Raw genomic sequence first — 12,086 nt, 5'->3', positions numbered from 1 at the left:
CCCAGCAAAAATTATACTATGTTGTTATCATTATTATTAGTCTTTTATATGTAGGTTCTTACTTGCGACTTATTCCAAGTGTTATTTTGCCATATTAAAAGATTAGTATTAGCGTTTGAACAATGTAAAGCCACTGCTTGACGAATGCTTTGATGTGAGCAACAGTTTCGAGGGACAAACAAACAAATTAAAACGCATGAAAATACTTATCTCTGTAGCCAAAATAATAACTATCTTATTATTAATCTTGGATTTACTTTTTGGATTAATGGCACATGCTAGCGGTCATAAAATTCCATCAGAAACAGATTGGACAATTGGGATTAGTAGTTTGATATTATTAGGGATATTTTTTTTATTAAATTTTATCAGTAAAAAAAATAAACATTAATAATCATTCGAGATAGGAGTCTATGTCAGCTTGATTTTTAGGTTTACTAAGGTAGGTTTAATCGTCTAACAATAGTTGTTCAGACGAATAGGCATAAAAATAGGGAAGATATCGCTAGACATACTTCCCTAAATTCATTGTACAGAGGTTTAGTTGTATTACCATAGTCATTAATGTTTTAAGATTAACGACTAGCTACAACTACGTCACGGTTTGTGATAAGATTTGTTTTGATCTCAAAAGATTTTGATTCAATCACGTTCACATTTTGGCTAATTACTTCGATAGTATATTTACCGTCAGCTAAGCTAGAGAAATCGAAAGTTTTTGCGAATTTACCACCTTTAGTATCAACATATTCACGGTGAATTTCGTTTTTGTCAGCATCAGTAACTACTACTATTACTTTTTTGCTAGCTACGTTATCAACCCAAACGTTGAAGTTTAAAGAGTTATTTACTTGAGATATTTTGCTTCTTACAAGGCTAGCAGATTCATCAAGATTTGAAGCGAATGTATTTACGTTTGATAAGCAAACCATAGTAACTGCTACGATAAATGCTTTAATTGTGTTCTTGTTCATGACTTTATATTTTATTGTTATTAACGATAAATTTATTAAAAGGATAATTTGTATTTATCTAAGATTTTGTTTTCAATATTCAAAAGTATTTTCTATCTGGACGTCACTCAATAAAAGATACTAATTTTAATTTTCAACTCAATTCTTAGAACTTTATTCGTGTCATTTGTTTGACGATGTAAACTTATAAAAGGAATTTGATAACTCAATCATACAATGATAATTATTTTCACTTTTTCAAGAAAGTTCCTATTAAAAAAATCATATTTATTGAAATAATACAATTATTGGAAATGCTAGTCTATAAAATATTAAAATAGTGATATAAAGTTTTTGCTTATAATACACCTTTGATTTTCAGTATATTAAGTGTTAATGGTTGTTATGACACACTAACTATTTATCTAGTGGGCTTATTTTAAAAAAAATATGAATCACGAAAGATTACTCACTGCTTAAAATAAGTCAAATTGATGAAATCGTTTCTCGGACACTTTACAAAGTATTCTTTGTATCATCTAAAACAGTGAGCATTCGAGCAATGAAGATAGGAGTGAGGTAACAAAAACAAAAGTAAGTCAAGTCTGAAATAGTTTGCGAAAGCGGTATTGTAGTATTTGTGAGGGAATTGTACTAAACTAATATTTCTTTTGAGTAGTAGGTAGATGAAAAATCTAATATCCCAGCCGTTTACCTGCAGGGATATTAAAACTATAGGAAGCTATTGTTATTTTCATTTTTAATAGTTTTCCAAAACTGTCTTATTATAATAGATTTTGGATTGTTAATATTTATTAATGCTTTTTTAACAGGACTTCCTTCGTGATCGGATTCAGTTTTAGAAAATTTTGTTATTTCTTTTTCAAGAGTTAATTCACTATTAACAGAGCCAATGAATTTAATCATTTTATTTAAACTTTTATCATTTACATCTGCACAAATAGGTAATTTAACTTGAGATATAAAATCAAAATCTGGATAAACAAAATCTTTAGTTTCTTGAGCAATTAATATTACTATAACACCAATTGATCGTAATTCTCTTAACATATCTTCAATAATTGGTCTGGCAGTTTTTTTTTGAAGAAAATTTTGAGCCTCATCAATTATAATGATATGTCTTAGAGATTTAATATTTTTTTCAATACTAGAATTTCCTGCAGCTTTAAACATAGTAAATAAATATTTTAGTATATTAAAAGTAACAAACTGTTTTATTTGTTTACTTACATCACTAGGCATTGAAATATAAGTACTTTGATTAAAAAAACTATAATTCTGTTTTTCATCATATATTCCTGAACTGATTATTTGTTGTAGAACACTAGTTGTTGTGTTATCTCTATCATTATTATTTTCCAAGATAGAAGACATTAATTCTTCTAATTGAGGAGGTCTATCATTATCAAAAATAAACTCTTGTATAGCTCTTATTAAACTGGCAGATTGAACTTGTTTTATTTCTGGAAAGAATGTTTGAAAATCATTAGCAAAAGATAAAATATTGTTAGGATTTCTAAAATCAATATTTAATAAGGGACTAAAAGGGAATCCTTTATTATGTTCAACTTTTAAAAACACAGATTTAGTTGAATTTAAAAAAGAATTAAGACTTTGTTTACTATCGGTTCCTTTAAAATCAAAAAATGTGAAGGGTAAATTATTATCTGAAGATCTAGATATTTGATAAAGAATGTCAAGAATCAATTGAGATTTGCCTGAGCCATTTTGACCCGCAATCGCAATATTTCTACTACTCCATTGAGTCTCATCATTAATATCAACTATTATATCTTCTTTATTTTCATTTAATCCCAGGGAAAATGAAATGAGTCTCTTATATTCTTTAATTTCATTATTAAAAATAAATGAATTTTCTGACTTTTCAGAAGATAAATGAGGTTGGTTTACTCTTAATACCAATCCTTTTTTTATAGATTTTAATAAAATAAAAATATGCTCTCCTTTTGTAATATCAATTTTATCTAATTCGCTATTCCAAATATCTAACCCATCCTTTAAATGTAGCTTATAAAGTTTTATAAATTCAATTTCAGTTAATTCCTTTTTATAAAATTGATCAAAGATTGATTTATAAATAGGGAAATTATCAATATCACTAATTAAACGCCCAAAAATATTACTTGTTGGAGTATATTCTCTACCATTTTGCGGTAAATGATTATCACTATCATTAAATAATGATCCTTTTTGAATACTTAAAGCTAATGCTATTCGACCAGTTATGGTATCTCTTCTAAAATTATAGATAGATGTTATACGATCGAGTATCTCGGTACTTTCAATATCTAATTTAAATCTAATCATTACTTATATTGTTAAAATAACCATTTTTTAGATTGGTATTTGAGCCATCATTTACTAAAATATATGATTTTGAGATATTCTCTGAAATGTCTTTAAATCGTTTTGGGGTAATTTCACTATTAGTAGAAAATAAAATGACTTGTTCAGATAAGGCTGGATAATATTTTTTTGTAATATTATCTCGATGTTCTTCATCAAGTCTACCCAGAGGAGTATCAATAAATATTGGAAGGCTTATTATTGATTCTTTAATAATAGCTTTAATTAAACAAGAAATATAGATTTGTTTTTCTCCAGAAGAAAGACTCTCTTTTCTGATTTCATTATCATCTTGGTCAGAAAGAGTAATTTTCATGCCTTGGCCTGCTGCTAAAATAGAAACTTTTACATCTTCAATGAATTTACTTTTATTTTCTTCACTATTAAGTTTATGCATTAAAGCTTTTAATTCATTCAATATTGTAAATTCAATACTTTTTTTGTGTTGGTTTTTTTGTTCGTCTAAAAACAAATTTAATGCTTCAATACATTCATTGCTTTTTCTTATTTTGAGTTTATTCTTTTCATTTATATCAACTTTCTTTACTAATGTTATTAACTGTTGATTTAGGCGAACAATATCAGTCTTAAATTTTGAAATTTTCTGATTGTTTTCTCCAATTTTTCTATTTTTTTCAGCTATTTCATAATCAGCAGTTTCTTTTTTTGATGAGTATTCTAAAATTAAATCATCGGCTAAGTCTGAATCGACTTTGGTCAAATCTTTTTGAAGCTTAGAAAGGATAATTTTTGTTTCATTAAATTCTTTAATTGTAGATTCAAATAATTCTTTTGATTGAAAATTAACAACATTAATTGCATCTGAAATTAACTTTTTTTCAGAATTGTTTAAATCATAGTCAAATTCCAAATCGATGTAATCATTTCCATCTTGAAATAACTCGTTACTCAATGAATGAGCTTTGTTATAATAAAACATTTTATCTTTTAAAGACATTGTTGAATCTTCAGGTTCTGGAGGTTTATTGAAAAGTAATTCAATGAAACTTTCGATTTTTCTTAAATTCTCTTTTGAAGAATTTATTATAATATCATTTTTATCTTGAATTTTAAGATGCTCATTAACTTCTTCAAGTTTACTGGTAAGGATAACTAGAGGAATTATTTCACTTAACTCATTAAATTTAATATTTAATTCATTTTCTTTTTGTTCAAATTGTTCAATTTGAAGAATAAGTGCATCGCGATCAAAAAAAGAGCTACCTTGTTTGCTATTTTGAGATATTAAATTATCATATGATCTAATATCTTTTTTTAAATGGTCAATTTTCTTAAGTGCTTCAGCATTTTCTTCTTCTAATTTTTCTATATCAATATTTGATATTTTAATAGCTTTTTCCTGATTAACAATTTGCTCTTGAAGATTTATTGTAGCATTCTCTTTTGTTAAATTAGAAATATATTCGTTAAAATCTTCAATCAAAGTTTCGTAGGTCTCTAATCCTAAAATTTTACTTAAAGCATCATTTATAAAACTTCCTTCGTCTTTGATGGATAAATTTGCAATTTCAGAGATTTTTTCAGCGTCAAAAAAAACAAATTTTGCGGCCTCTACTGGTATAACATAATCGTTAATAAAATCTATTTTATCCGTTTCATCTTCAAATATTTCTTTTCTAGATGAGAAATCTTTGATTGTGAATGTCTCACTCATTGAAGATATATTATATGTTCTCTTCAATATTAGACTATTTGAATTTGAGGAAAATCCATTAAATTTTGGCAACTCAATTTCGGTAACAATTATGCTAACAGAAAAACTGTTTTTATTTTCACGTTTAGCACTCCAGTTTAAAGATTGCTGTAGAAATGAAGGATAATTCTTTTCCTTTTGTATTTCTTTTTTGAAATGATCATCTATTAAGGGTGTTTTATCACCGTATAAACACCAAACAATTGATAATAAAAGATTAGTCTTTCCAAAACCATTTTTCCCTCCAATTACAACGATATTTCTATCTGAGCTTGTTGAAAGATCGATATTTATGGAACCATAATATTGTCTAAAGTTATTTACTTCAATATTTGAAAACTTCATTTTATTGCTTTTTCGATTAAATCATTAATTTTTTGTTGGTGATAATTATTTCTTTTTAATAATTTTTTTGTTTTAACAGATTCAAGTAAGTTATTTAGTAACATATAGTCAATGCCTTGTTTCATACAAATATTCTTAAGATGTTGTGCTTGTAAATGTTTAATTTCTATTATTTTCATATTTGAATATTTAAATTGTTTAGAATATTTAAGGATTCATTATTAGTTAATTGAAAATTATTTTCCAAAAAAATAAGTAGTTCAGTTAACGTATTAACCTTCCTTTGTTTTACAATTTTAATTATTTTTTTTCCTAATTGTATAGGAATATTTTCATATTTTTCTAGATAATAATAAGACCTTTTTTTCTTTAATCCTATAAAATTTTGAGAAAAAAAAATAAATTGATCATTGGGATCTAATTTCAAATTTGTTATTAGGCTTTTTCCATTTGTTTCTTCTCGATATTTCTGTATTTCCTTCAGAATAGCATTAAGATGAAGAGGGTTTTCTGAGTTTTCTAAGAGTTCGATTACAATTCCTTTAATAGTTCCTCCCTTAATATTATTCATTGTACTCTCCCATTTTTTTAAACCATAAGTACTACTTCGTCCAAAATAAATTAAACCATTGTTAGGTTTGTGTAGAATGCCTCTAAGAGCAGAATTACTTTTTAAAATTAGTGGATAATGCTGTTTTATCCATTGAGAAATCTTATCTATTTTAGATGGTTCACCAATATCTTCTAATGCTTCAATTGCGTATTCATGAAGATGCTTAAGCGTATTTCTTTGAAATATAAGATTATCATCAACATCAATAAAAATTTCAAATTCTTTGTTTATAAGATTTTCTGATAAATCACTTATGATATTTAGAACATTAAGGTCATCATTTTTTAATAAAAATTTAGATAAATAACTTTTAAAATTAAAGTGATATGTTTCTTCTATCCTATTATTTATACGATTACTAATATCATTTGCAAAAGAAGTAAAATCAAATACATTAACTATTTCAGTTTTTATCAAATAAAAATTTTGCCAATTATGTCTATTCTTTGATTTGAAATTCTTAGGGAATAAAATGTCTTCATATTCTCCCACAAGTGAAAATGTATTAGAAAAATAAGTATAAAGAATGTAAATTATAAACTCTCTTGAGAATGAAGTATTATTAGATTTATTAATAAGTGATATTAAATTTTCAGCAACATCTAAAATGTTTTGACTATCATCTATATTATATTTTTGAAGAAGGTCATCTTTAAAATTTTTTATAAAAAGTAGTTTATTGAATAATTCACCAAAACAATTTATTCTTATTTGTCTAACTCTTTCACGAGTTAAATTTACATCTATTGCTATTTCATCAAGTGATAAATCGGGTATATCTTGATAAATCTTTAATCCTTTAATGAAAATATTTGTTTGATTTTTATCAAATAGTAAATTTTGTTTAATTAAAAAGTTTGTTAACTTGAAAATAGATTCGGATTCTAGAATGTCATTAGGAATTTTATTTAAAGAAAAAGTTTTTTGTATTAAAAAATTATTCTTTAAAGAGATTAAATATTTTTCATCATTATTTTCGCTAACTTCTTTAATAAAATCTTTAATTATTAGTATGTAGATGTCTAATTCTGGTATTGACTTTGCACCGATATTTTTCAATTTACTTGAATTGAAAGTAAGGTCAAACAATATTTTCTCTGAAAACTTTTTTATTTTCAAGTTACCCTCCAAATACTCGTTTATAACATTCTTACTTCTTACAGAAAGGCTATCGGTGTTTGCTTGAATAAAACTATTAATTACATCTCTTTGAGTTCTTGTTAATTTTAATAAAAAATCAAAATCTTCAAGCTTTTTTGTTGAATAAGTTTGAGATTCAATATTATCATACTTGCTACAAATTTCAATTAACTCATCATTAGATTTGTTGCCACAATTTCTTAAATTAAAAAAAGATTCATTTTGTTGATAATATTTTTTCAAATCTAACACAGTATTGATGTCATTACATCTACAAATATTATAAGAACGAACACTGATTTTATTAAGCTTGTAGATTTCTTCTATACTCATTTATTAATTATTTTTAAATATACTTGTTGAAAAATCCTGAGCAAAACAATATTTTTTAAATATACAAATTAATTATTACTTAACTAACCTATACGTAATTCTCCCACAAAAAAAACACCTCCTTAAAAAGGAGGTGTCCATCAAACTCATTCAACAAAAATCCTACATCTTCCCATTCTCAACCACCTTCACAATCGGAACAACCTTCTTGTCAATTTTTGCCCCAACGCCCGTAGTATGTACAGCAATATAAGGTGCAATTACTAAGGATACGATAGACATTAACTTAATCAGAATGTTCATAGATGGGCCAGAGGTGTCTTTGAATGGGTCGCCAACGGTGTCTCCTGTTACGGATGCTTTGTGTGGCTCTGATTTTTTGTAGTACATTACGCCATCAATCAAGACGCCTTTTTCAAACGATTTTTTGGCATTGTCCCAAGCACCCCCTGCGTTCGACTGGAAGATTCCCATCAATACGCCCGATACTGTTACCCCTGCTAATAAACCGCCTAATACTTCTGGTCCCATAGTGAAGCCAATCAATACAGGTGTAATCAAGGCAATCGCCCCTGGCAAAATCATTTGCTTGATAGATGCTTCGGTAGAAATCGCTACGCATTTTTCATACTCTGGTTCAGCCTTGTATTCCATAATCCCCGGAATTTCACGGAACTGGCGACGTACCTCGTTTACCATCTCCATAGCCGCTTTACCTACTGCCGAGATACATAAGGCACTAAAAATAAATGGAATCATGCCACCCACAAACAAACCTGCTAATACGTCGGCTTTGTAAATATCAATAGCCTTGATGCCTGCGATTCCTACAAAGGCTGCAAACAATGCCAACGACGTAAGCGCTGCCGAAGCAATGGCAAAGCCTTTACCCGTTGCTGCTGTGGTGTTCCCTACGGCATCCAAATTATCGGTGCGTTCACGTACTTCTGGAGGTAATTGCGACATTTCGGCAATACCGCCTGCATTGTCGGCGATTGGTCCGAAGGCATCAATGGCTAATTGCATGGCCGTGGTTGCCATCATCCCTGCCGCCGCTATTGATACGCCGTATAATCCTGCAAATTTGTAAGAGAGAATAATACCCGCTGCCAATACGATAATAGGCAATACCGTTGATTCCATCCCTACTGCCAAACCGCCAATAATGTTGGTCGCATGACCAGTCCCCGATTTTTCGATGATGGATAATACTGGACGCTTGCCCATGGCTGTATAATATTCTGTAATCATCGACATCAATGCGCCTACTACTAAACCAACGACAATGGCATAAAAAACGCCGTTTGGCGTAAATTCAAAACCACGCAAATTAAGGGTTTCGGGCAAGATGTTTTTTACTAAGAAATACGAAGTAATGAAGGTAATGAGGATAGATACCCAGTTGCCTAAGTTAAGGGCATTCTGTACTGATGATGTTTCATTTTTAATTTTCACAAAGAAGGTAGACGCTAAGGATGCCAACAAACCTACGCCTGCAATCAGCATTGGTAATAATACGGGCGAGAAGCCTTCGTAGTTATCGGTTACCTCAATCTCTTGTCCGAGTACCATCGTCGCTAGAATAGTGGCTACATACGAGCCAAACAAATCGGCACCCATACCTGCTACGTCGCCTACGTTATCGCCCACGTTGTCGGCAATGGTGGCAGGGTTACGCACGTCGTCTTCTGGAATACCTGCTTCTACTTTTCCTACTAAATCCGCCCCTACGTCGGCTGCTTTGGTATAGATACCGCCACCTACACGGGCAAAAAGCGCGATTGATTCTGCTCCTAATGAAAATCCTGCTAATACTTCAATAGCGGTTTTCATTTCGTCAGAGGTCAATGCCTGACCTTGTGCAAAAATATTATAAAAGGCTATAAACAAGCCTCCAAGACCTAAAATGGCTAATCCTGCTACGCCCATGCCCATTACTGAACCTCCTGTGAAGGATACGTCGAGGGCTTTTGATAGCGACGTGCGGGCGGCTTCTGCCGTGCGAACGTTGGCTTTGGTAGCAATTTTCATCCCGATATATCCTGCCGTTGCCGATAGCAAAGCACCGATTAAAAACGCGACGGCTATCAAGGGTGACGAATGAATGGGATGTTCGGCTGTGCCTTTGTCAGACCCTAACCAAAATAATAATACTGCTGTTGGAATGGCAAAATAAGCTAACACTTTCCACTCAGCTTTTAAGAAGGCAATAGCCCCGTCTGCTATATAACCAGATAATTTTTGCATTTCGGCATTGCCAGCGGGCTGATTAGAAACCCAACTAAAACGCCAAGCAGTGTAGATTAATCCTACGATTCCAAAGGCTGGTACTAAGTAAATAATGTCATTCATAATGGTAATGGAAGGTTTTTAGTTTAAGATTTACGATTAAAATTCATAGCTACTATTACAAATATACATTTTTAAGTTTCTTATAAAAAAACTATTTCAAGAAAAAATTGGACTTAAAATATCTATCTGACAATAAAATAATGTTTAATTCTAATTAATTTTGTTTTTGAGAAGCGTTTTGGATGCTTTTTTACGACCAATAATTGATAATGGGCTAAAAACGCTATTTTTTGAACTTAATTCGTTAATACTTTATCTATAATTCTTCTCAAATTTGTATCATTGAAAGTATCATCAGAATTTTAATTATTAAATATAATATGCAACCAACAACATTATTCGACAAAGTATGGGATGCCCACGTTGTTCGTAAAATCGAAGACGGCCCAGATGTTTTCTTCATCGACCGTCATTTTATCCATGAAGTTACTAGTCCAGTTGCTTTTTTAGGCTTAGAAACAAGAGGTATCGGTGTGATGTTTTCAAACCGCACTTTTGCTACTGCTGACCATAATACTCCGACGATTAACCAACACCTTCCTGTAGCTGACCCTCTTTCTGCTAACCAGTTGAAAGCATTGGAAACCAACTCGGCGAAATATGGTATTTCTCACTGGGGCTTGAATAATCCTAAAAATGGTATTGTACACGTGGTTGGACCAGAAAATGGTATTACGCTTCCGGGGATGACTATCGTTTGTGGTGACTCGCATACTTCTACGCATGGTGCTTTTGGTGCAATTGCTTTTGGTATTGGTACTTCTGAAGTTGAAATGGTGCTTTCGTCGCAGTGTATTATGCAACCGAAGCCTAAGAAAATGCGTGTAAACGTAAATGGTAAATTGGGTAAGGGTGTTACACCGAAAGACGTTACTTTATACATCATTGCTAAGTTGACTACTGCTGGCGCAACGGGTTACTTTGTAGAATATGCTGGTGATGTATTTGAAAATATGTCGATGGAAGGTCGTATGACGGTTTGTAACATGAGTATCGAAATGGGTGCTCGTGGTGGTATGATTGCTCCAGACCAAACTACTTTCAATTACCTTGAAGGTCGCGAACAAACGCCAAAAGGCGAGGCTTGGGATAAAGCGTTAGCTTACTGGAAAACATTGAAAACGGATGCTGATGCTGTATTCGATAAAGAATACACTTTTGATGCTACCGACATCGAACCGATGATTACTTATGGTACTAACCCAGGTATGGGTATGGGTATCTCTAAAAATATTCCAACGGCTGAATCTGTAGAAGGCGGAAAGGCTACTTATGATAAATCATTAAACTACATGGGTTTTGGCGAGCAAGAAAGTATGCTGGGCAAACAAGTAGATTATGTGTTTATTGGAAGTTGTACAAACGGTCGTATCGAAGATTTCCGTGCTTTTGCTTCTATCGTAAAAGGACGCAAGAAGGCTGATAATATCACTGCTTGGATTGTTCCGGGTTCACACATTGTGGAGGCTCAAATCAGAGAAGAGGGTATTTATGATATCTTGACTGAGGCTGGTTTCCAATTGCGTCAGCCGGGTTGCTCTGCTTGTTTAGCGATGAACGACGACAAGATTCCTGCTGGAAAATATGCGGTAAGTACTTCAAACAGAAACTTTGAAGGTCGCCAAGGACCAGGTTCTCGTACGCTATTGGCTAGTCCATTAGTAGCTGCTGCTGCGGCAGTTACTGGGGTAGTTACTGATCCGAGAGAATTATTGTAGGGGCTGTCGGTCATCGGCTTTCAGCTTTCGGTTTTCAATTTTTAATTTAAGGACATTGGAAAGAATCTAACCAATTAATTGTTAATTTTAGTTTGATTCATACAGCCTTAAAATATCATTGAAACCATATAAACGAAAGCCAGTGGCTTATACCTATGAGAGATTTTCGAAAGTTGCGCGTTTGGGAACAGAGTCATGAATTGACATTATTGCTTTATTCTCAAACAAAAACATTCCCTAGTGACGAGAAATATGGACTTATTTCTCAGATAAGGAGAGCATCCGCTTCCATTCCTACTAACATTGCAGAGGGATGTGGAAAAATTGGAGATAGAGATTTTGCTAGATATTTAAATATTTCATTTGGTTCTGCTTCGGAACTGGAATATTTAATGATTTTGTCAAAAGATTTAGAATATCTTTCAAGTGATGTGTTTTTGTCTATTTCGTCTGAAATTATTGCTATCAAGAAACAATTATATCATCTGATTAAAAAATTAAACGCTGAAAGCTAAAGCCATTTCGCATAA

Annotated in this window: 9 protein-coding genes; 3 read left to right on the top strand and 6 right to left on the bottom strand. The window is 31.2% G+C overall.

Going from position 1 to position 12,086, the window contains the following annotated elements:
• The first annotated feature begins 196 nt into the window (after positions 1–196).
• Positions 197–391 (top strand): hypothetical protein, encoded by a 195-nt coding sequence (locus tag AC07N0_RS22400; RefSeq protein ID WP_494591082.1) that lies wholly within the window; start codon positions 197–199, stop codon positions 389–391.
• A 184-nt stretch (positions 392–575) separates the two neighbouring features.
• On the opposite strand, the gene AC07N0_RS22395 is transcribed toward AC07N0_RS22400, so the two are convergent.
• The 6 genes from AC07N0_RS22395 to AC07N0_RS22370 all read right to left on the bottom strand — a co-directional run bounded on the left by AC07N0_RS22395 (position 576) and on the right by AC07N0_RS22370 (position 9,838).
• Complete coding sequence (locus AC07N0_RS22395) at positions 576–974, bottom strand: hypothetical protein (RefSeq protein ID WP_494591081.1); 399 nt, start codon at positions 972–974, stop codon at positions 576–578.
• Between the two features lie 711 nt (positions 975–1,685).
• Entirely contained in the window at positions 1,686–3,302 is a 1,617-nt protein-coding gene (locus AC07N0_RS22390; RefSeq protein WP_494591080.1) for an ATP-binding protein, read from the bottom strand.
• Positions 3,295–5,400, bottom strand: coding sequence for a DNA sulfur modification protein DndD (dndD, locus tag AC07N0_RS22385; RefSeq protein WP_494591079.1), 2,106 nt, complete (start codon positions 5,398–5,400; stop codon positions 3,295–3,297). The genes AC07N0_RS22390 and dndD overlap by 8 nt, the downstream gene beginning before the upstream one ends.
• Complete coding sequence (locus tag AC07N0_RS22380; RefSeq protein ID WP_494591078.1) at positions 5,397–5,579, bottom strand: DNA modification system-associated small protein; 183 nt, start codon at positions 5,577–5,579, stop codon at positions 5,397–5,399. Before AC07N0_RS22380 ends, dndD begins: the two co-directional genes overlap by 4 nt.
• Entirely contained in the window at positions 5,576–7,486 is a 1,911-nt protein-coding gene (locus AC07N0_RS22375; protein ID WP_494591077.1) for a hypothetical protein, read from the bottom strand. Before AC07N0_RS22375 ends, AC07N0_RS22380 begins: the two co-directional genes overlap by 4 nt.
• Positions 7,487–7,648: 162 nt before the next feature.
• Positions 7,649–9,838, bottom strand: a complete 2,190-nt coding sequence (locus tag AC07N0_RS22370) for a sodium-translocating pyrophosphatase (RefSeq protein ID WP_494591076.1) — start codon at positions 9,836–9,838, stop codon at positions 7,649–7,651.
• Positions 9,839–10,158: 320 nt separating this feature from the next.
• Between AC07N0_RS22370 and leuC the strand changes: the two genes are divergently transcribed.
• Together leuC and AC07N0_RS22360 are read left to right on the top strand one after the other, a co-directional pair.
• Positions 10,159–11,556, top strand: coding sequence for a 3-isopropylmalate dehydratase large subunit (gene leuC / locus AC07N0_RS22365; protein ID WP_494591075.1), 1,398 nt, complete (start codon positions 10,159–10,161; stop codon positions 11,554–11,556).
• Between the two features lie 155 nt (positions 11,557–11,711).
• Positions 11,712–12,071 (top strand): four helix bundle protein, encoded by a 360-nt coding sequence (locus AC07N0_RS22360; protein WP_494591074.1) that lies wholly within the window; start codon positions 11,712–11,714, stop codon positions 12,069–12,071.
• Positions 12,072–12,086 lie beyond the last annotated feature (15 nt).

Source organism: Arcicella sp. GW821-FHT09D11 (assembly GCF_059416265.1).
This window is presented reverse-complemented; position numbering and strand designations above follow the sequence as displayed.

Excerpts from the sequence above, each read along its gene's own strand:
- AC07N0_RS22400 (WP_494591082.1), top strand. The coding sequence starts at position 197 with ATGAAAATACTTATCTCTGTAGCCAAAATAATAACTATCTTATTATTA.
- AC07N0_RS22395 (WP_494591081.1), bottom strand. The coding sequence starts at position 974 with ATGAACAAGAACACAATTAAAGCATTTATCGTAGCAGTTACTATGGTT.
- AC07N0_RS22390 (WP_494591080.1), bottom strand. The coding sequence starts at position 3,302 with ATGATTAGATTTAAATTAGATATTGAAAGTACCGAGATACTCGATCGT.
- dndD (WP_494591079.1), bottom strand. The coding sequence starts at position 5,400 with ATGAAGTTTTCAAATATTGAAGTAAATAACTTTAGACAATATTATGGT.
- AC07N0_RS22380 (WP_494591078.1), bottom strand. The coding sequence starts at position 5,579 with ATGAAAATAATAGAAATTAAACATTTACAAGCACAACATCTTAAGAAT.
- AC07N0_RS22375 (WP_494591077.1), bottom strand. The coding sequence starts at position 7,486 with ATGAGTATAGAAGAAATCTACAAGCTTAATAAAATCAGTGTTCGTTCT.
- AC07N0_RS22370 (WP_494591076.1), bottom strand. The coding sequence starts at position 9,838 with ATGAATGACATTATTTACTTAGTACCAGCCTTTGGAATCGTAGGATTA.
- leuC (WP_494591075.1), top strand. The coding sequence starts at position 10,159 with ATGCAACCAACAACATTATTCGACAAAGTATGGGATGCCCACGTTGTT.
- AC07N0_RS22360 (WP_494591074.1), top strand. The coding sequence starts at position 11,712 with ATGAGAGATTTTCGAAAGTTGCGCGTTTGGGAACAGAGTCATGAATTG.